At 43.0% G+C, this 21,316-nt stretch carries 20 protein-coding genes; 8 read left to right on the forward strand and 12 right to left on the reverse strand.

Annotated elements, in window-relative coordinates; translation table 11 throughout:
* Window positions 1-54 precede the first annotated feature (54 nt).
* The 7 genes from ndk (at window position 55) to folE (ending at window position 5,444) form a co-directional block, all read left to right on the forward strand.
* Window positions 55-519, forward strand: coding sequence for a nucleoside-diphosphate kinase (ndk, locus tag KFO40_RS04660; protein WP_004307843.1), 465 nt, complete (start codon window positions 55-57; stop codon window positions 517-519).
* Window positions 520-538: 19 nt separating this feature from the next.
* On the forward strand, window positions 539-1,408 hold the full coding sequence (locus KFO40_RS04665; RefSeq protein WP_004307844.1) for a peptidoglycan DD-metalloendopeptidase family protein: 870 nt from the start codon (window positions 539-541) through the stop codon (window positions 1,406-1,408).
* Window positions 1,409-1,530: 122 nt separating this feature from the next.
* Window positions 1,531-2,073 (forward strand): DUF1599 domain-containing protein, encoded by a 543-nt coding sequence (locus KFO40_RS04670; RefSeq protein ID WP_004307845.1) that lies wholly within the window; start codon window positions 1,531-1,533, stop codon window positions 2,071-2,073.
* A complete protein-coding gene (locus tag KFO40_RS04675; protein ID WP_117810290.1) occupies window positions 2,063-3,421 on the forward strand; it encodes a BT_3928 family protein in 1,359 nt (452 codons plus the stop codon). Before KFO40_RS04670 ends, KFO40_RS04675 begins: the two co-directional genes overlap by 11 nt.
* A 106-nt stretch (window positions 3,422-3,527) precedes the next feature.
* Entirely contained in the window at window positions 3,528-4,286 is a 759-nt protein-coding gene (tpiA, locus tag KFO40_RS04680) for a triose-phosphate isomerase (protein ID WP_024987416.1), read from the forward strand.
* 110 nt (window positions 4,287-4,396) lie between these two features.
* Complete coding sequence (locus tag KFO40_RS04685; RefSeq protein ID WP_004307848.1) at window positions 4,397-4,846, forward strand: SPOR domain-containing protein; 450 nt, start codon at window positions 4,397-4,399, stop codon at window positions 4,844-4,846.
* 7 nt (window positions 4,847-4,853) lie between these two features.
* On the forward strand, window positions 4,854-5,444 hold the full coding sequence (gene folE / locus KFO40_RS04690) for a GTP cyclohydrolase I FolE (protein WP_004307849.1): 591 nt from the start codon (window positions 4,854-4,856) through the stop codon (window positions 5,442-5,444).
* A 113-nt stretch (window positions 5,445-5,557) separates the two neighbouring features.
* On the opposite strand, the gene dnaG is transcribed toward folE, so the two are convergent.
* The 9 genes from dnaG to recJ all read right to left on the reverse strand — a co-directional run bounded on the left by dnaG (window position 5,558) and on the right by recJ (window position 17,600).
* Window positions 5,558-7,636 carry a DNA primase gene (gene dnaG, locus KFO40_RS04695; protein ID WP_032851002.1) on the reverse strand — a complete coding sequence of 693 codons (2,079 nt, stop codon included), beginning with the start codon at window positions 7,634-7,636 and terminating at the stop codon, window positions 5,558-5,560.
* A 180-nt stretch (window positions 7,637-7,816) separates the two neighbouring features.
* Window positions 7,817-8,590: a prephenate dehydrogenase gene (locus KFO40_RS04700; RefSeq protein WP_004307851.1), complete on the reverse strand. Its 774-nt coding sequence runs from the start codon at window positions 8,588-8,590 to the stop codon at window positions 7,817-7,819.
* Between the two features lie 130 nt (window positions 8,591-8,720).
* Window positions 8,721-9,782, reverse strand: a complete 1,062-nt coding sequence (locus KFO40_RS04705; protein WP_211146125.1) for a bifunctional 3-deoxy-7-phosphoheptulonate synthase/chorismate mutase type II — start codon at window positions 9,780-9,782, stop codon at window positions 8,721-8,723.
* Between the two features lie 105 nt (window positions 9,783-9,887).
* Window positions 9,888-11,066, reverse strand: coding sequence for a pyridoxal phosphate-dependent aminotransferase (locus tag KFO40_RS04710; RefSeq protein ID WP_087318138.1), 1,179 nt, complete (start codon window positions 11,064-11,066; stop codon window positions 9,888-9,890).
* Complete coding sequence (locus KFO40_RS04715; RefSeq protein ID WP_004315471.1) at window positions 11,041-11,889, reverse strand: prephenate dehydratase; 849 nt, start codon at window positions 11,887-11,889, stop codon at window positions 11,041-11,043. Before KFO40_RS04715 ends, KFO40_RS04710 begins: the two co-directional genes overlap by 26 nt.
* A gap of 477 nt (window positions 11,890-12,366) precedes the next feature.
* Window positions 12,367-12,813 carry a transposase gene (locus KFO40_RS04720; RefSeq protein ID WP_004307855.1) on the reverse strand — a complete coding sequence of 149 codons (447 nt, stop codon included), beginning with the start codon at window positions 12,811-12,813 and terminating at the stop codon, window positions 12,367-12,369.
* Window positions 12,814-12,982: 169 nt separating this feature from the next.
* Window positions 12,983-13,945 (reverse strand): tetratricopeptide repeat protein, encoded by a 963-nt coding sequence (locus KFO40_RS04725; protein ID WP_044133046.1) that lies wholly within the window; start codon window positions 13,943-13,945, stop codon window positions 12,983-12,985.
* Window positions 13,946-13,984: 39 nt separating this feature from the next.
* Entirely contained in the window at window positions 13,985-15,889 is a 1,905-nt protein-coding gene (locus KFO40_RS04730; protein ID WP_004311061.1) for an ATP-dependent DNA helicase RecQ, read from the reverse strand.
* On the reverse strand, window positions 15,882-17,600 hold the full coding sequence (recJ, locus tag KFO40_RS04735; RefSeq protein WP_008016000.1) for a single-stranded-DNA-specific exonuclease RecJ: 1,719 nt from the start codon (window positions 17,598-17,600) through the stop codon (window positions 15,882-15,884). The genes KFO40_RS04730 and recJ overlap by 8 nt, the downstream gene beginning before the upstream one ends.
* A 200-nt stretch (window positions 17,601-17,800) precedes the next feature.
* On the opposite strand from recJ, the gene KFO40_RS04740 reads away from it, so the two are divergent.
* Window positions 17,801-18,655: a phosphodiester glycosidase family protein gene (locus KFO40_RS04740; RefSeq protein WP_211146126.1), complete on the forward strand. Its 855-nt coding sequence runs from the start codon at window positions 17,801-17,803 to the stop codon at window positions 18,653-18,655.
* A gap of 637 nt (window positions 18,656-19,292) precedes the next feature.
* On the opposite strand, the gene KFO40_RS04745 is transcribed toward KFO40_RS04740, so the two are convergent.
* From KFO40_RS04745 to KFO40_RS04755, 3 genes are read right to left on the reverse strand one after another with little or no spacing between them, the layout of a single operon-like run.
* The gene (locus KFO40_RS04745) at window positions 19,293-19,907 is read right to left on the reverse strand and encodes a hypothetical protein (RefSeq protein ID WP_049701827.1); all 615 of its coding nucleotides are present in this window, start codon (window positions 19,905-19,907) and stop codon (window positions 19,293-19,295) included.
* 57 nt (window positions 19,908-19,964) lie between these two features.
* The gene (locus tag KFO40_RS04750) at window positions 19,965-20,705 is read right to left on the reverse strand and encodes a hypothetical protein (protein ID WP_117811263.1); all 741 of its coding nucleotides are present in this window, start codon (window positions 20,703-20,705) and stop codon (window positions 19,965-19,967) included.
* 19 nt (window positions 20,706-20,724) lie between these two features.
* Window positions 20,725-21,294, reverse strand: coding sequence for a hypothetical protein (locus KFO40_RS04755; protein ID WP_211146127.1), 570 nt, complete (start codon window positions 21,292-21,294; stop codon window positions 20,725-20,727).
* Window positions 21,295-21,316 lie beyond the last annotated feature (22 nt).

Genomic DNA, 21,316 nt, shown 5'->3' on the forward strand with positions numbered 1-21,316 from the left:
TGGGAGAATTTTTTTAGTAAATGTATTGTTTAACCATTTGCAAAGTCGAGTATTATGCTTGAAAAAACGCTGGTCATTTTAAAACCATGTACCCTTCAACGGGGATTGGTTGGTGAGATTACTCATCTCTTTGAACGTAAAGGATTACGGTTGGCCGGCATGAAGATGATGCAACTGACTGATGAATTGTTAAGCGAACATTATGCCCACCTTAGCGGCAAACCTTTCTTTCAGCGTGTGAAAGATTCGATGATGACAACTCCTGTCATTGTTTGTTGTTTCGAAGGTGTGGATGCTATTCAAACAGTCCGTACGTTGGCGGGACCGACTAATGGACGTTTAGCTGCCCCAGGCACCATTCGCGGGGATTACAGTATGAGCTTTCAAGAGAATATCGTTCATACATCCGATTCTCCGGAGACTGCAGCTATTGAATTAACGAGATTTTTTAAACCGGAAGAAATATTCGATTACAAGCAGGCTACATTTGATTACCTGTATGCAAACGACGAATATTAATTGAATTGACAAAGAAGGAATGAATTTTAGCATTATTAAAACAGGATTGGTCGCTGTTGCGGCTATGGTCAGTCTGAGCTCTTTCTCACAAGACCTGATTGCCCGCCAAGCACCAATAGACAAGAAATTAAAATCAGTAGACTCTTTGGCCTTGCAGAAGCAAATCCGTGCCGAACAGTCCGAATATCCCGCCCTAAGTCTTTATCCAAACTGGAACAACCAGTATGTACATGCTTACGGAAATGCTATTATCCCTGATACGTATACAATCGACCTGACAGGTTTCCACATGCCAACTCCAAGTACAAAAATTACTTCGCCTTTCGGTCCTCGTTGGAGAAGAATGCATAATGGGTTGGACTTGAAAGTGAATATAGGTGATACTATCGTAGCTGCTTTTGACGGTAAAGTACGTATCGTAAAATATGAGCGTAGAGGATATGGAAAATATGTCGTTATCCGTCATGATAATGGATTGGAAACAGTGTATGGTCATTTATCAAAACAATTGGTTGAAGAAAACCAATTAGTGAAAGCCGGAGAGGTAATCGGTTTGGGTGGTAACACCGGACGCTCTACTGGTTCGCATCTTCATTTCGAAACCCGCTTCCTGGGGATTGCAATTAATCCGATTTATATGTTCGACTTCCCGAAACAAGATATCGTTGCCGATACTTATACGTTCCGCAAAGCAAAAGGCGTGAAGCGTGCTGGTTCTCATGATACTCAAGTGGCTGACGGTACCATCCGTTATCACAAGGTGAAGAGTGGCGATACATTGTCCCGCATTGCTAAATTGCGTGGCGTATCAGTCAGTACACTTTGCAAACTGAACCGTATCAAACCGACTACTACTTTGCGTATCGGACAGGTTTTGCGTTGTTCATAAAAAATATAGCTTATAAAACAGTAATACAATATCTTTAGAAGAGGGCACTTTAATATAATTTAGAGTGCCCTCTTTCTGTTTTTACTTAATTATTGTTACCTTTGCGCACTATTTGGAAGAAGATGAAAGATACCAAGCAACAATTTGAACATGTCATCGCTTTGTGCCGTGACTTATTTTCCAAGAAGCTGCACGATTACGGACCTGCATGGCGTATCCTGCGTCCGGCTTCGGTGACTGACCAGATTTTTATTAAAGCCAATCGGATTCGAAGTATTGAAACCAAAGGAGTAACCCTGATTGACGAGGGAATCCGTGCCGAGTTTATTGCGATTGTCAATTATGGCATCATCGGACTTATCCAGTTGGAACTGGGGTATGCCGAGTCTGCCGACATCAGCAATGAAGAAGCGATGGCTTTGTACGATAAGTATGCAAAAGAGGCATTAGAACTGATGCTTGCCAAGAATCATGATTATGATGAAGCCTGGCGGAGCATGCGTGTCAGCTCTTACACAGACTTGATTCTGATGAAAATCTACCGTACCAAGCAGATTGAGAGCTTGGCCGGCAATACATTGGTGTCAGAAGGTATTGATGCCAATTATATGGATATGATTAATTACTCTGTTTTCGGACTGATTAAGATAGAATTTGAAGGATAAGAACTTACATATCATTCAGGAGGTAGTGGCGAATATGTGTCGTTTTCTTTTGGCGGCATCGTTCATCTTTTCCGGATTTGTAAAGGCAGTTGATCCGCTGGGTTTCCAGTATAAGATACAGGATTATCTGACTGCATTCGGAATGGCTTCCTGGTTCCCTTCATTCTTCCCTTTATTGGGAGGTATCGTTTTATCTGCCGTTGAGTTTTTTATAGGTATCTCTTTGTTCTTTGCAACAAGAAGAACATTGGCTACCTCATTGGCTTTGATGCTGATGATTTTCATGACGCCACTGACCTTGTATCTTGCCATCTTTGATCCGGTTTCGGACTGCGGTTGTTTTGGTGATGCCTGGGTATTGACGAATTGGGAAACATTTGGAAAGAATATCATTCTGCTGTTTGCGGCAATAATGGCTTTCCGTCACAGGAGGATGCTGATTCGTTTTATCAGTGTGAAGATGGAGTGGCTGGTTTCTCTCTATACGCTGTTTTTTGTGTTTACTTTATCGTTCTATTGCCTGGACCGTTTGCCTGTTTTAGACTTTCGCCCTTACAAGATCGGAAAGAATATCCTGGAAGGTATGACAATGCCCGAAGGAGCCAAACCAAGCGTATATGAAAGCATCTTTATCCTGGAGAAGAACGGAGAGCAGAAAGAATTTACGTTGGATAACTATCCGGATAGTACCTGGACATTTGTCGATACGCGTACCATCCTTAAGGAAAAAGGATATGAACCGGCTATTCATGATTTTTCTATGATAGATCTGAATACGGGGGAAGATATAACAGACGATGTATTGACTGATATAGGATATACTTTCCTATTGGTTGCCCATCGCATTGAAGAGGCGGATGATAGTAACATTGATTTGATTAATGAGATATATGACTATTCGGTGGAGCATGGCTACAAATTCTATTGCCTCACTTCTTCACCGGAGGAACAGATAGAATTGTGGAAGGACAAAACAGGAGCCGAATATCCTTTCTGCCAAATGGATGATATAACATTGAAGACGATGGTTCGCTCTAACCCGGGGTTGATGTTGATTAAGAACGGAACCATTCTGAATAAATGGAGCGATGAGGATATACCGGATGAATACGTACTGACGGACAAGTTGGAGAATCTGCCGCTAGGAAAGCAGAAAGTGAGCAGTGACGCTCATACGGTAGGATATGTTTTTCTGTGGTTTGTTATTCCGTTGTTGTTAGTGCTTGGGGTGGATGTGTTGGTCGTTCGCCGCCGGGAACGGAAAACCGCGAAGCGGAAGCAACAAGAAGAAGAGATAAAAAGCAAAGAACCGGAAACAAAGAATCAAGGAATAGAAGAACAAGAATAAGAAAAAATGATAACGAGCGACCCTCTGTAACGAACACTAACCTGAATCGTTCAATCGTCAATCGTCCAATCGTAAATTTATTAACCCTTTAAAATAAAAAAACAAAATGAGAAAGAACATTGTTGCAGGAAACTGGAAAATGAACAAAACCCTTCAAGAGGGTATCGCTTTGGCTAAAGAACTGAACGAAGCATTGGCTAACGAAAAGCCTAACTGTGATGTAATCATCTGTACTCCGTTCATCCACTTGGCTTCTGTTACTCCGTTGGTAGACGCTGCTAAGATTGGTGTAGGTGCTGAAAACTGTGCAGACAAAGTATCAGGTGCTTATACAGGTGAAGTTTCTGCTGAAATGGTTGCTTCTACTGGTGCAAAATATGTAATTCTGGGACACTCTGAACGTCGTGCATACTACGGTGAAACAGTTGCTATCCTTGAAGAAAAAGTAAAATTGGCTTTGGCTAACGGTCTGACTCCGATTTTCTGTATCGGTGAAGTGTTGGAAGAACGCGAAGCTAACAAGCAGAACGAAGTGGTAGCTGCACAAATGGAATCTGTATTCTCTCTGTCGGCTGAAGACTTCTCTAAGATTGTATTGGCTTACGAACCGGTTTGGGCTATCGGTACAGGTAAAACTGCTTCTCCTGAACAAGCACAGGAAATCCATGCTTTCATCCGTTCTATCGTAGCTGACAAGTATGGCAAAGAAATCGCAGACAATACTTCTATCCTTTACGGTGGTAGCTGCAAACCTTCTAACGCTAAAGAATTGTTCGCTAACCCGGACGTTGATGGTGGTTTGATTGGTGGTGCTGCTCTGAAAGTATCTGATTTCAAAGGTATCATTGATGCTTTTAACGCATAATTAAAACTTCTTTCAGGCACGGATTTCACGGATTACACGGTATAGTTTAGTCCAAGAGATTTCGAAAACTGTGTAACCCGCGTAATCCGTGCCTAAATATTATTTATAGAATGAGAAAACTAGCTTTACTTACTTTGTTGTTGGTATTGGCAGTTGTCGGTGTACAGGCACAGGGCATTGTCAAAAGTCTGGAACGTAACGTTCCGGGACAAGGAAAGGTGACTATTCATCAAGATCCCCGTATTGAGGCTCTGATAGGGATGGAACGTCCTGCAACAGGTGAACAGAAAGTAATAAAGACTTCCGGATTCAGAATACAGGCGTATGCCGGTAATAATACTCGTCAGGCTAAGAATGATGCTTATCATGTAGCATCACGCGTTAAAGAGTATTTCCCTGAATTGACAGTATATACTTCGTTCAATCCACCTCGTTGGCTTTGTCGTGTAGGTGATTTCCGGAGCATTGAAGAGGCGGACGCAATGATGCGTCGGTTGAAGTCTACCGGTGTGTTCAAAGAGGTTTCTATTGTAAGAGACCAGATCAATATTCCTTTATAATCGTATCATGTTAGAAAAAGAAGAAATTATTTCTCCGAATCTGGAGGAGTTGAAGAGTCATTATCGTAGTATTATAACTTTGTTGGGTGAAGATGCCGAACGGGAAGGGTTGCTGAAAACTCCGGAACGGGTGGCTAAAGCAATGTTAAGCTTGACGAAAGGGTATCACATGGATCCTCATGAAGTGCTTCGCTCTGCTAAATTCCAGGAAGAATACAGTCAGATGGTGATTGTGAAAGATATCGATTTCTTCTCCCTTTGCGAACATCACATGTTGCCGTTCTACGGGAAGGCACACGTGGCTTATATTCCTAACGGCTATATCACCGGGTTGAGCAAGATAGCCCGTGTAGTCGATATATTCTCTCATCGCCTGCAAGTGCAGGAACGCATGACACTGCAAATCAAAGAGTGTATTCAGGAAACACTGAATCCACTTGGGGTAATGGTGGTAGTGGAAGCCAAACACATGTGTATGCAGATGCGTGGTGTAGAAAAACAAAATTCTATTACTACTACTTCGGATTTTACCGGGGCTTTCAATCAGGCAAAAACTCGTGAAGAGTTTATGAATCTGATTCAACACGGGACTTTGTAGAGAAAACCTGGTAAGAAATGCTATTTGGTTTCGGTACCGGGGAAGGCAGGCTTCGGCACCGATGAAGAGGGTGTGCGGCACCGATGAAGACATCTCTCGGCACCGATGAGGAATCATCGCAGAACAACCCTGTCACCCAATCGTTTTGCCATGATGCTTTGTACGGTCTTCAACTCATTAAAGCGTTTCATAAGCGAGTCACATTTTTCATTATCATGGGCAAGAGCAGGATCTTGCAGGGCATAAAGCATGTGCTTCAATTCCTCCGTTACGATTGCATATTTGAAGTTAATCATTAACATTGGAACCATTTCATAGAGACGCTCTTCATCTGTTACGATCTTTTGGGATTTGGAGTGGTATTTACTAAGCTGATACCGCACATTAATCAAATCCACACTCAATTTACTGATTACCGGATCAGGATGTGCCAGGAAATAACGTTCAGCAATGAAATTGGAATCATGCATGTGTGCAGCAGCTTCCGATAACATTTGGCGGTGCAACGGATTATGAAAAGCTAACTCATCTTCTTTCAAATCATTAATCACATATTCTATAACGGTTACCGGAATCTCGTTTCCTTCTTCATCAGTCAGGTTACACATGATTTTTTCTCCATAACGAACTACCGCTTGTAATATCAGCCGTTCGAATTTGTAGAATTCTTGTCCTTCCTTTCCTTCCTGGGGGATAAAAGATGCATAGTTGTCTTCCTGCAGAGCGGGAGGAACCTCTGTATATCCGTTATCTATTTCAGGAGGCAACGGAATATCTCCGTTGGGCATCGGAGCATTTTCAGACGGTGTCCCTTGAGACATTGTAGCTGTTCTTTCAGCCATCCGGCGTTCCCGTTCCGTCTGTTCAGCTCGTTTCTCTGCTTGAGTTTCCCGTCTTTTGGCAACTTCCGATACCAACAGCTTATCTTCTACATGAAGTAGCTGTGCACATTCTTTGATATAGACATCTCTGACAATCGCTTCCGGGATAACAGAAATACTTTGCACCAAGTTACCAATCAGTTCCGCACGCTTGATGGGATCTTTTCCTGCATCCTCCAGCAGCAAGTTTGTTTTGAAGCGGATAAAGTCCGTTTCATGTTCAGAGATGAAAGCCTGGAATTCCGTTGAGTTATGTTTGCGGGCAAAAGAGTCCGGGTCGTCCCCATCGGGAAGAAGACAGACTTTGATATTCATACCTTCCTCCAATAACATGTCAATTCCCCGGATAGAGGCCTTGATACCCGCTGCGTCACCATCGTAAAGCACAGTCATATTGTTGGTGAACCGGTGAATCATACGGATTTGTCCCGGTGTAAGGGCTGTTCCCGAAGAAGCAACCACATTCTCTATACCGGATTGATGCATGGAGATTACATCCGTGTAACCTTCAACCAAAAAACAACGGTCTTGTTTTACAATAGCCTGTTTGGCAAAATATATACCGTATAATTCGTTACTTTTATGATAGATTTCCGATTCGGGTGAATTGACGTATTTTACTTTAACCCCTTTCGTTGCACTGGCAAGTACACGTCCGCCAAAAGCCACCACTTTACCGGAAAGCGTATGGACAGGGAAAATCACACGTCCCCAAAAACGATCTCGCAATCGGTGGTCATCCGTTTCGTAGCAAAGTCCGGTCTTTACCAGATACTCCTTCTTATATCCTTTTTGGATTGCCTCTTTGGCGAATGCATCGTGACTTTCAGTACAGTAGCCTAATTGGAATTTCTCAATAATGTCATCGCGAAAGCCACGGTTGCGGAAATAAGCCATACCGATGCTACGCCCGTCTATATGATTTTTTAGTATGTTTTGGAAATAATCGCGCGCAAAGTTATTGACGATAAACAGACTTTCACGTTCGCTTTGCACAAACTTCTCTTCATCGCTTAATTCCCGCTCCTTGATTTCAATATTGTATTTCTTGGCAAGATACTTCAGCGCTTCCGGATATGACATCTGCTCGTGCTCCATAATGAAATGCACTGCGTTTCCACCTTTTCCACAAGCAAAACATTTGCATAATCCTTTGGCGGGAGAGACATAAAAAGAAGGGGTTTTATCACTGTGGAACGGACACAAACCGACGTAATTGACACCACGTTTGCGCAGGGTGACAAAATCCGAAACGACATCCATAATTTGTGCCGCGTCCAATATCCGGTCTATGGTAACTTGATCTATCATTCTTTCTCCTGTGAATCCGTTTTTGCGGATACAAAGGTACACATAAAAAAATCCCCTGCAAACAAAAAAGTATGCAGAGGATCGTTAAATCTTGCCTATATATGGGATGGTTCTGTAACCGGAGAGGCACACGGAAGATTATTATTTCCCCTGATCCCTCTCTATATAATAGATAATGGATTATTTAATCTTCTCCCGAATCTTAGTCAGATACTTTTTCATTCCTTCCGCATCTTTGTTCTCGATAATTTCGAGAAGATTCTTCAACTCCGTGCGGATATTGGCTACCTGTCCCGGAGTGCGTGGGTTGAACAGGATTTCCTGAAGCAGGTAGTCGTCTTCGCTTAATAGGCCTTTGGCAATTGCCATGTGCTTTTTGAACGTAGTTCCCGGAGCTTCCTGATGTTTCATTACGGCAGCAAATACAAAAGTCGATACGAACGGAATAGAAAGCGAGTAAGCTACTGTTTCGTCGTGTTCGTCGAACGTATATTCGAAGATGTTTAAACGCAATGTCTGATAGAGATCTTTGAAGAATATTTTTCCCAGATGGTCTCCTTCACTGATGATGATGGCATTCTCGCTGCTTAGATTACTAAGACTAGCAAAAGTAGGGCCAAACATCGGGTGGCTGGAGACATAACGGAAACCGCTTTCTTCATAAAACTTCTTCAGTCCTGTTTTTACAGAGGCAATGTCACTAATGATACAGTCTTTCGGTAACACAGGCAATACTTTATGAAAGGCATCCAGCGTGTACTTCACTGTAACGGCATTAATAACCAGTTCCGGTTCAAAGTCCTTAATCTCCTCCAATGTGGTGAAACGATACGTGTTATAGACAAAACGCAACTGGTGCGGGTTGACGTCGAACACGGCCGTCTCATGTTGAAAGCTTAATATATCAGTAAAGAAAGAGCCCATTTTGCCGGCTCCAAGGATTAATATTCTCATAATGTTTATTTAAAAATCCTTTCCCTAACCCTCTCCCAAGGAGAACAGACTGAAAGTTACTCTTGTCAATATGAACAGGAGGTTACTTTCTTTCCTCTCTTTGGAAGAGGGTTAGTGGAGAGGCTGCTTTTTATTTATTAATAATTCCCATCTGTTGACGAACCGATTCTTCGTGGATGGCTTCGAAAATTTTCTTCATAAACTCGCTGTCCATACCACACTGTTCGCCCTGCGCGCCACGTTTTTCCAAGATTTCATTGTAACGTCCGGCTTGAAGAACGGTGATTCCATGCTCTTTTTTGTAAGTACCGATTTCGCGGGCTACGCGCATTCTTTTTGATAGTTCCTGAATGATATTGTCGTCACATTCGTCAATTTGTTTACGGAGTTGTGCCAGACTTTCGGTAGATTGCGTTTCAGTACGGATCACCAGCAGATTGAGGATATAGTCGAGTACGTCCGGAGTAACCTGTTGGGAAGCATCGCTCCAAGCGCAATCCGGGTTGCAGTGGCTTTCTACGATCAGACCGTCGAAGTTCAAGTCCATCGCCTGTTGGCAAAGCGGAGCTACTAACTCACGTTTTCCACCGATATGACTCGGATCACAGAAAATCGGAAGATTAGGGATACGGCGGCGCAGTTCGATAGGAATATGCCATTGGGGAAGATTACGGTAGATCTTCTTGTCATAGCTGCTGAAACCACGGTGGATAGCCCCCAGGCGTTTCAAACCAGCGTTGTTGATACGTTCCAGTGCTCCGATCCATAATTCGAGATCCGGGTTCACCGGGTTCTTAACCAATACAGGGATATCAACACCTTTCAGCGCATCAGCGATTTCCTGTACGGCGAAAGGATTGGCAGTGGTACGTGCGCCTACCCAAAGAATATCGATTCCCGCTTTCAGACATTCGTAAACATGTTTGGCTGTTGCTACTTCCGTAGAAACATACATTCCTGTTTCTTTCTTTACCTCTTTCAACCAGGCAAGACCTTCTACGCCGATACCTTCGAAACCTCCCGGTTTGGTACGCGGTTTCCAGATGCCGGCACGGTATATTTTCTGTCCTTTTGCAGCCAGTTGTTTGGCTGTATCCATTACTTGTTCTTCAGTTTCTGCGCTACAAGGGCCGGCAATGACAATCGGTCTTTTAGCTTCAATGCCCGGTAATAAAATTGATTCGAGTTCCATATTCTTATTTGTTTTTATTCTTTTAATAACTTGTTTTCGTTGAATTTGTTCTGTCTCATTATGCTGCTGTTTTCTTCTTTTTTTTGAAGAGAGAACAACAGAAACCTATATTCTTTTTATTCTTTCCAGTGCTTCCGCCAGTTTATTGTCTTTGCAACAAAGAGAGATACGAATATATCTTGCTCCGTTACTGCCGAAAATAAATCCCGGAGTGATAAACACTCTTGCTTCATGCAGCACCTTTTCCGTCAGTTCCTCTACATCCTTGCAGGAAGCGGGAATCTTTCCCCAAAGGAACATTCCTACTTGTTTTTCGTCGTAGGTGCATCCCAATGTTTTCATAATTTCACCGGCGAGGTGACGACGGTTGCGATAGTTTTCGTTATTGCCTTCATACCAGTCTGCTTCTGCTTCAAGAGCAGTTGCTGCAGCCAATTGCATGGCACGGAACATACCGCTGTCGATATTACTTTTCACTTTCAATATCCATTGCACGAACTCCGCGTTCGATGCCAGCATACCGATACGCCAGCCGGGCATATTGTGGCTCTTGCTCATAGAGTTGAACTCGATGCAACAGTCTTTGGCTCCCGGCACACTTAGAATACTGATAGGCTTATCGTTCAGGATAAAGCTGTACGGATTGTCGTTCACAATCACGATATTCTTTCGGCGGGCAAAATCAACAAGACGCTCATAGATTTCCGGAGTAGCATTGGCTCCTGTCGGCATGTTGGGATAGTTGGTCCACATCAGTTTTACACGACTAAGATCCATCTTTTCCAGTGCCTCAAAGTCGGGCATCCAACCGTCTTCTTCTTTCAGGTCATAGTTGATAACTTCCGCGCCAAGTATTTTACTTAAAGAAGTATAGGTGGGGTATCCCGGATTCGGGACTAACACCTGCTCACCCGGATTGACAAATGCCAGCGTAACATGGAGGATTCCTTCTTTCGAACCGATCAATGGTTGTATTTCCGTATTCGGATTCAGTTCCACTCCGTACCAGCGTTGATACCAATTGGCGAAACCTTTGCGCAGTTCGGGGATACCTACATACGGTTGATAACCGTGTCCGTTAGGATCATGAGCATTGTTGCACAATGTTTCGATGGTTTCCCTTGAAGGAGGCATATCGGGGCTTCCGATACCGAGGCTGATGACATCTTTTCCTTCAGCATTCATCTGTGCTACCTCTTTAAGTTTCTTTGAGAAGTAGTATTCGCTAACACTTGCCAATCTGTCGGCAGGAGCGATTTTATACGTTTGATTTTCCTTCTGCATATTCGCCTAATAATTTAAGTTCTTTGGTTAATGGAGTGATTGCGGCAATAGATTGCTTGTATCTTAGATAATCGTTGAAAGCTACATCTACGTAAAATTGGTATTCCCATTCCCGTCCGATGATTGGCAACGATTGGATTTTTGTCAGATTGATATTATAGAACGATAGAATAGACAAAACCTGCGACAGACTGCCTTCCGTGTGCGGAAGAGTGAATACCATACTTGCCTTGTTGGTTGCGTTGACATGATGTTGGCGGAGTTCGTCCACTTGCCAGGGATCGGCAACTACCAGAAAACGGGTGAAGTTGTGTTTGTTTGTTTCAATACCTTCCTGAAGGATTTTCATGCCATAACGTTCGGCGGCAGCTTTAGAGCAGATGGCGGCATGGCCTTTCAGGTTTTCATTCTTGATGATTTCCGCGCTACGGGCGGTATCTTCACCTTCCACTACTTTCAACTGTGGATGTTGGTTCAGAAATTCGCGACACTGCATCAGAGCGATAGGGTGGGAGTTGACTTCAGTCAGATCTTCCCAACTCTCATCAGGGAGACAGACGAAGCTGTGCGAGATACGCAGTTTGTATTCACCGATGATTTGTGTGCCGCTTTGTCGCAGCAACTCATTGTTGTGCAGCAAGCTTCCCGCAATCGTATTCTCGATGGCTAGCATTCCGATAACCTGGCTGTCTTTTCGTATCGAAGTAAACACGTCTTCGAAGTTGGCACAACAGATTAACTCTATTTCTTCTCCCTCGAAGTACTTGTGTGCGGCGATATCATGATATGAGCCGAGTGTTCCTTGAATTGCTATCTTTTTCATTGTTCTAATGTATTATATAAAAAAAATCCCGCGTCCATATTGGAGCGGGATTCATATGATTGATTTCTCTATTCAGTCCTTAAGCATCACTGTCACTTGATACATACAAACTCCCGCTCTACTTTGTTGCTAAAGTAAAAGTAAAAAAAGAAGTAATATGCATAAGTAAATGATTTCATTCGAATCTTTGTTTTTTGCTTTGGTTTCTAATTCTGGGGCAAAAGTAATAATTTTCTGTTAGATGCAAACAAAAAACGATATTTTTTTTGTTTTTTCATCAAAAACAAATGAAAAGGTTATTCTGTTTTGAGCTTTACATGTCGTCTTTCTCTGGTTTGCGTGTAGCCTTTTCTTTCATTAAGGCTGAAAGCCTTCTATTATATAGCGTAGGGCATCGCCCTACGTAAAAGCATACACCTAACATAAGCCCTGAAAGGGCGGAACTGCTTGGACGTTTACGTCTTTCATGGTATGATTCTATATAAACTCTTCATTATATTCAACCTGATATTCTTTTAGAAACATTTTCAGTTCATCTTGGAAGGTCATTTTTTTGTGATGCTCTTTTTGTCCCAGAATATATCGAGTTACAGTCTCAACTTTTGATTGACTGACTGAGAAAGCTCCATATCCTTCTTGCCAGGAGAAATCATGATATGAGGGTCCTAAACTTTTTATCCATTTTGACGAACTACGTTTTACTTCTTCTACCATTTTGGATAATGCGATGTTTTTGTTGAGAATACATAGGATATGTATATGATTGGTAAATCCGCCTACTATGATAGGTGGGCAGTCTATGTTTTTCAGAATGCCGGAGATGTATTTGGATATTTCTGATAATTTATCCTCGTTTATACTGTCCTTCCTGTATTTAGTGCTGAAAGTCAGATGAATATAGTTCTTTGATAGGGATTGTGGCATATAGTTAGTTCATGTTCCGCCCTTTCAGGGCTTGTATTTGGGTTTTATAAATACGTAGGGCGATGCCCTACGCTATATAATGGAAGGCTTTCAGCCTTATCAATGTTGATGTCAATCCGTCGTTTCTGATAGTTCCTACACTATATAATGATAGGCTTTCGGTCTTATTTTAAAAGATTCCCGGCAGTGCCTCCGGTTTCGGTCCCAAGTTTTTGAATTCTCCATTCAGACCAGCTTCCTCCTTCGGATTCAGTTCCAAAGATTTCTTCATGTCCTCTACAGAACCATCCTTATCACCATTCAGTAATTTAGCACGTCCGCGTTCTTTGTAGGCCTCTGCAAAGTTCGGATTCAGTTCGATGGCTTCATCAAACAGTCCGATGGCTTCCGTCAGCTTCTTCTGATTGATATAAAGTTGTCCTAAGTAAAGGTAAGCCTGTTCGTTGAACGGGTTTATTTCCGTCACCAGTTTGTAATCCTCTTCCGCTTCTTCGCCCTGACCGTTGGATTCTTTCACTTTTCCACGCAGGAGCATGGCAGTTTCTTCCTCCGGATTTTGAGCAAGTACAGCGTCTATATCCTCCATCATTTCTTTATACTGTTTCAGGTTCAGCAAAGCTTCTGCACGTAGCAGGCGGGCTTCGATGAAATCGTCTTTCAAAGTGATCGCTTTGGTGAGATGGGCAATGGTCATTAGGTCGTCGTTTTGTCCCTTACGGGCTTTTCCTAGCAGATAATGAGCTACGGCATTTCCTTCCTCAATGGCAATTGCTTTATTGGCAGCCTCTTCCATGGCCTGATAATCTTCCTGGATAAAGCATACATTTGCCAGTGTCAGGAAAGTACTCGTGAGATGAGGTTCCATGGCAGCCATTTTTTCCAACAGTTCGCGGGCTTTTGCCGTTTCTCCCATCTGAATGTAGAGTTGGCTAAGATAGCCCATTGTTTCAAACTCTTCCTGAATGGCAAGAGCTTCTGTAAAACATTTTACTGCATAATCCGGACGTCCCATGCGTTGCGCACGTAAACCGTCGTATTTAAAAATCTCGAAATTTTTCTGATCGTTTTTCTGTTTTTCACTTTCCGGAGTTTCCGACTTACCGGAGAAGAAAGATTTAAAAAAGTTCGGCATGACTGTGTTATTTTTGAGTTACCTTGCAAAGGTAGTAACTTATTTTGAAATATGTATCATTCCATCCTGCATCTTCCATTCACCTTCCTCCAATAAATATTGGATGACTTCACTGACTCTCTCTTTCTCCGCTTCTATTTTCTCGGCTATTTCTGCCGGCGTATGCGGTTTTTGGGCAAGTAATTCTGCTATTTTCTTTTTCAGTTCTTCAAGAGACTCCCCGGTCAGCGTATCTGTTGCACGGTGACTAAGGCAAACATCACATTGTCCGCAGTTATGCTCGTTTTTCTCTCCGAAGTAGCGGAGCAGCATCCGGCTTCGGCACACATTCTCCGAAATGACATATTCTTCCATCGCCTTGATGCGAGCTTCATACCGGGCTTTACGCTCTTCGTAGACAGCAGGGGGGATGTGCACAAAACGAAGTTCCTGCCGTTCGCGTGTATATATAATATAAGGAGTCTTTTTGTGCGGAATATAATCTACGATGCGACGTTTGGTAAGCGTGACCAATATGTTATAAATCTGTTCGCGGGTCAGTCCGGTACGTACGGACAGGGTGGCTTCGCTGATATAGGCATAATCGGTGAACACTCCGGTGTAAGAACGGAGAATCATCTGTATCAGAGCTTCCGCTTCCGTTCCCATTTCCCGCAGTTTGTACAGTTCGTCCCGGCGAATCGTAAAAAGAATACGGGAAGCGTTGTCCTGTTCGTCCGTATATTCCAGATAACCTGCTTGAGTCAGTATCTTCAGCGCACTGTCTACCGGAACCGGGAAGTATTTGAACTTCCGGCAAAACTCTTCCAAGTTAAATTCACGTACACATTGGAAACCGTCGCCCATTGCCATCTGATAGTAATATTGCAGATGCTCGTACACATTGAGGATATATTCTTTATCGGGAAAAGTATCCACTACACGCCTGTGTAACGTCGTTCTGTCCGTTTTAGTATATAAGATTACGGCATACGCTTTCTCACCGTCTCTTCCTGCACGTCCGGCTTCCTGAAAGTAGGCTTCGAGAGAATCAGGGAGGTCAAGATGTAATACGATACGCACATCAGGCTTATCGATCCCCATGCCAAAGGCATTGGTAGCTACCATCACGCGAACTTCTCCGCTTTGCCAGCGTTTTTGACGGAGGTCCTTTACGGCATTATCCAGTCCGGCGTGATAAAAGTCGGCGGTGATATCTTCATTTACCAGTAATTCGGTGATTTCTTTGGTCCGTCGTCTGTTGCGGACATAGATAATGGCGCTGCCCGGTACCTTTCGTAAGATATGCAACAGTTCTTGAGTCTTGTTATCTGTTTGCCGTACCATATACGCCAAGTTTTTCCGCTCGAAACTCATGCGGAAAACATTCTCTTCACGGAAATCCAAGCGGGCTTGAATATCTTTCACCACTTCCGGAGTGGCGGTGGCGGTCAGTGCCAGTACCGGAATTCCCGGTAACAGCGCCCGTATCTCGGCAATTTTCAGGTAAGCGGGGCGGAAGTCATATCCCCATTGTGAGATACAGTGACTTTCGTCAACCGTAATCATAGAGACTTTCATTGACCGCAGTTTGGTGCGGAATATGTCCGTGTCCAGACGTTCCGGAGAAATATAAAGGAATTTGTAATCACCGAAGATGCAGTTTTCAAGTGCAGTGAGAATTTCCTGCCGCGTCATGCCGGAATATACGGCAAGGGCTTTGATACCGCGTTTGCGGAGGTTCTGCACCTGGTCTTTCATCAGGGCGATGAGCGGAGTAATGACAATGCAAATTCCTTCCTGGGCGAGAGCAGGCACTTGAAAGGTGATGGACTTACCGCCTCCGGTAGGCATGAGCCCCAGTGTATCTTTGCCTTCGCCGATACTGGTGATGATCTCCTCCTGCAAGTCGCGGAAGGAGTCATATCCCCAATATTGTTTTAATATCTCCTGATACTTATTCAATCGGCTTTATATCCTCGATTTGAAGTTGAACTTCGCCACGCTTATGCGTGTTTTCTTCAATGGTGTAACAGATGTCGAACGAACGTTTCGTTTTGATATAGCGCACGTGCGAACTCTGTCCGAACGCAATACCGTTCATTACATTATTCGATTTATTATCAACCAGTTCGAGCTTGATATGTTCCTGGTCGCGTCCCACCACTTTGCTTGTTCCATAATCATAGACGTGATGAGTGCAGAAAATGGGTTTCGTGTTGTCGGGACCGAAAGGATTAAACTTTTTCAGGTCGTTGAAGAATTTGGAAGAAATATCCCTGAAGTCGATTTCAGCATCAATTTCGATGACGGCACTGGTTTGTTCCGGCAGGATATGCCGTGAAACGTAGTCTTCGAACCGTTTGGTAAAAGCATCCACATTCTCCACTTTCATTGATAGTCCGGCGGCGTATGTATGTCCTCCGAAGTTTTCCAGCAGGTCGCGGCAATGCTCGATTGCTTTATATACGTCGAAGCCGGAAACAGAACGTGCGGAACCTGTCGCCATGTCATCCGTCCGTGTCAGTACCACGGCAGGGCGGTAATACACTTCCGTCAGACGGGAAGCTACGATACCGATCACTCCTTTGTGCCATTCTTCGTTGTAGAGCACAATAGAGCGGCGGTCGGCTAATCCTTCCAGATTGGCAACGATGTTGTTTGCTTCCTCCGTCATACTTTTGTCGAGGTCTTTCCGGGTTTCGTTGTACTGGTTGATTTGTCCGGCTTTCTCAAGTGCCGCCGAGAAGTCTTTTTCCGTCAGCAGGTCTACTGCTTCTTTCCCATTCTGAATACGTCCCGATGCATTGATGCGCGGTCCGATTTTAAACACAATATCGCTGACAGTAATTTCTTTTTCAGAAAGTCCGCATACATCGATGATGGCCTTCATGCCGATACTCGGGTTACTGTTCAGTTGTTTCAGACCGTGGTAGGCGAGAATACGGTTTTCACCCATAATCGGAACGATGTCCGATGCGATACTCACGGCTACGATGTCGAGCAACGGAATCAGATGATGGAATTCGATACCGTTACTAATGGCGAACGCCTGCATAAACTTGAAACCGACTCCACAACCGGAAAGGTGGGTGTACGGGTACGTATTGTCCAGGCGTTTGGCGTTCAATATAGCTACGGCAGGCGGGAGAATATCATCCGGCACGTGATGGTCGCAGATGATAAAGTCAATCCCTTTTTCTTTGGCATACGTGATTTCCTCTACTGCTTTTATTCCGCAATCGAGTACAATAATCAGTCCCACACCGGTTTCAGCGGCGTAGTCCACTCCTTTTTTAGAAATGCCATACCCTTCGTTGTAGCGGTCGGGTATGTAGTAATCAAGGTTCGAATAGAACTGTTGAATAAACTTGTAGACCAATGCCACGGCAGTAGTACCGTCTACGTCATAATCTCCATAAATTAGAATACGTTCTTTCTTTCCCATCGCCCTGTTCAGACGTTCTACTGCAATATCCATATCCTTCATCAGGAACGGATCGTGCAGGTCGGGCAACTGCGGGCGGAAAAACTTTTTGGCATCTGCTGCCTTCGTAATTCCCCGCTGTACCAAAAGTTGTCCAAGAATCGGGCTAATCCCTAATTCCTGGGCCAATGTCTGGCTTGTCTCTGCCTGTTCGGGTGTAATGGGTCGATAATTCCATTTGTGATTCATTTTATATATTGTTTTTTCTTTTTCTGTTCTCAAGGGTTGGAAAGGCACTTCTTCCCAACAAGGGGTAAAAGTACGAAAAAAAGCGGAAGTGTATAGTAGATAAGACGAAAATATTTCAAGGCTGACTTTTTGGAGGCTGATTTCTTTTGTCTATCTTTGTAAAAAGTGCAAAGAATTAAATTTGTGAGATTTCTCTGTTTATGATAAAAAGAAACTTGTTAATCGCTATCCTGATTTTATGCTCTATCGGAATAATAAAAGGGCAAACTGTGTCGGATTCACTGGCGATCGTGTCTGCCCAATGGAAGGTGGAAAGTCCTCAAAAAGGAATAATTCATAAGTATGCTTCTATCCCTCGATTATATCAGGGGATCCAGTCTGTTAGTCTGATAGAAATAGAACCCGGCGCAGGTTTGAAAGTCGATATTGCCGTTTCGGATGAGATGAAAGAGACGAGCCGGATTGCTTCAGAACATCGTGGCATTGCAGCAATTAATGGTTCCTACTTTGATATGAAGCGGGGAAATTCGGTTTGTTTCCTGAAAGTGGGCAATCAGGTTGTTGACACAACCACTTTGAGCGAATGTAAACTGCGTGTCACAGGAGCTATGCATGTACATAAAGGGAAGATAAAGTTAATTCCCTGGAGCAGGCAGATAGAAAAAGAATATGAAGGGGAAACAGGTATGGTACTTGCTTCCGGTCCGCTGATGCTGAAAGACGGACAGATTTGCGATTGGAATTCATGTGGTGCGAATTTTATCCGAACCAAGCATCCTCGTAGTGCTGTTGCCACCACTAAGGAGGGGAAAATATTGTTGATAACCGTAGACGGACGTTTCCCGGAGCAAGCCGAAGGGGTGAATATTCCGGAACTGGCACACTTGATTCGTATTTTAGGAGGTGAGGATGCGTTAAATTTGGATGGAGGCGGGTCTACTACCCTTTGGCTGTCCGGTGCATCGGATGATGGAGTCGTTAATTATCCTTGTGATAATGGGCGGTTTGATCATGCTGGGGAGCGTAAGGTGCCTAATATTCTTTATATTCATTAATACTACTCTTTAATGAGAGCATTTATTTAGCTCAATAACGGATGGGAGAGTGCTTCATCCAACTGTTTTACAGTTATGAGCATAATTGTGATATATTCCTTCCTCCATAAAGTTGAAAAAACATTGAAGTATCTGCCACCTGCAACAAAACGCGTATAATATATTAGTTTACAACTAGTTGTAGCGTTGCAGATACCTGTTGCAGATGCGTTGCAGATAGAGTATCTGCCACACTGTATAATCTATACATAAACCTATTTCCTATGAGTACGGAAGTTTATTAAATGCATTAAACTCCAGTTTCCAGGCGGGGAACTGGAGTTTCCGGTATTAGAAATTGTAGTTTCCACGGTAGGAAACGAGCGTTTCCAAGGCAGGAAACGACAGTTCCTATGTATGGAAACTGCCGTTTCTCCGTATGGATACCAAAACTATCTTATAGCTTTACATATAGAAACCAAGGGGTTTTCTTTGGTTATATAACGCGTTGCAGATACTTTATCTGCAACGCATCTGTCGCAGGTATCTGCAACGCTACAACTGTTTGTCAGCTAGCGTATTACGCGCTTTTTGTTGCAGGTGGCAGATACTTCTATGTTTTTTCAACTTTATAGTAGGCAAATGTGGTTCAAGCCAGTTAGTCTTTTATCTTGCGTAACTTCGCCTTTTTGATAAAGAACTTGGCTAATTCTCTTCCTGCTTTGGCATACGTTTCCTGAACGCGATACCCGGAAGTGAAATCAGTACCCCAAAAGTTGTTGGCAGAAGCATTACGGATTCTGATAGAGGCTACTTGCTCACCCGTTTCAATCTTCTTCACTTTGCAGCTTAGGTCGACAGATGCATTCTGACGCATGACACCCACATTCCAGCCCGGCTCGGTGAAGTCTGTATTGATTTCGATTCGATATTGAGCGCCTTCCGTACCTGCTGTGATACCAACTTCGCTCATATATTTATCGAAAAGTTCCAAGAACTTTGGCTCAAATCGTTCTTTACGGTCGCCATACCAGGCAGCTTTCCATTGATCTCCTTTGCCCTCTTCTTTTGCATTATATTCAGAGCTCTTTTTGTCTACATATTCGCTTTCTGTCAGTTTTCCTACCAGCATTTCATCATAAGAGAAAGTGAATTGTATCACTTGTTGGTCCTTGATGAAGTCGATAGTTCCTGAAGTCATAACAATGCTTTGCGCAAATGAAAATGCAGTAATGCAGCTCAATAGTAGAAGTGTTGTGATAGTCTTTTTCATGGTTCGAATTTGATTTATTGTTTGTTTGTTGTTAAAAGGTACAGACAAACAGTAGATTTAGAATTCAAAACCGAATCTGACTCCTACTCCGTGTAACTCCCATGTATCGTCATAACTGGAATGGTAATAATAACCTCCGGAACTGTAACCATAATCTGTTGAGATCTCATAATCCTGGAAGTTATATATTAAAGCTAAATTCAAGGCCTTTTTCCCTTTTAAAGAAAAACGTACTCCTACTCCTATCGAAGCATACGCTCCTTCTATGTCTCCTACAGCATATCCGGTTTTTACATCGGCAAAAGGCGTCACTCTTTTGTTGATGAAGTTAGCCCTGAAGTTAGCATAGATTGGCGCTGCAACAAGATCAGCATCCGTATAGTAGTTGAGAGCAACACCACCACCAACGAAGAAATAATTATTGAATTGATAACCGTGTGAGGTTGATAATTCAATTTTGGAGGCATTGTAGTCGCTGACATCACCGATGTATGCAAAGTCAACGAAACCTTTATAGCCTTTTAATGTATTTCTTGCAGCTTTGCGGTTGTTGGCCTCTTTGCGGTAATCTCTTGTGTACCGTTCTTCTTTAGTGATTTTCTCCACATCACTCATCTGACAGATGATGAGGCTGCCATCACTTGTTTTAATTTTTAAGGAAACATTGGGCACTTGCTCAATGATAACTCCTTTGATAATGCTGCCATTCTTTAAATACACTACTTCTGTGTAATTTTGTGCTGCGACATAAGTACTGATACTTAACAGTAAAGTCAGCAATAATAGTAGTTTTCTCATGTTTATATATATTATTGGTTTATAATTTCTTGAGTGCGCTATAAACAGATCCTGCCCAGTAGTTGCGCAATCCGAAACCACGTGCTTTTCCATCTGTTATCCATTCTTCAATGATCTCCTTTGTTTCAGTATTGAAGAATACGACTTCATACGTACCTCTGTTGTTTGATTTATCCAGGAACTGTGCGATAAATACCATACCTACGCCCGGCGTTTTCTGAATAGGTAATGCTTCGATAGCCGCTTTGATTTGTTCTTTACTAAGGCTATAGTCTCTTTTGGTAGTCATCAGCTCGGTCAAGTTAATGTTTTCGTTCACTTGATTGACTGCATCCAGTGAGATTTCCGTTACTTCTTTTTTCAACTGTTTTCCTACGTTATACTTCTTTGCTTCTGTGATAAACAGCTCATTGATACGTCTGAAAGCATCTTTGAATTGTATCGGTGATTCATCTGCACCGAAAACTTTAGCTTGGGAGTAGTCCACTCCATAGAACTTGATAGACTGGATGTCTTTCAATGCACTCTTGCCTTGTCCGAAACAGAACAGGCTCGTACTTAAGAATAAGAATAGAATAAGTTTTTTCATATACGTTAATGTTAAAGTGATA

This window comes from Bacteroides sp. 1001302B_160321_D4 (assembly GCF_015667765.1).
In the GTDB taxonomy this organism is placed as follows: Bacteria; Bacteroidota; Bacteroidia; order Bacteroidales; family Bacteroidaceae; genus Bacteroides; species Bacteroides xylanisolvens.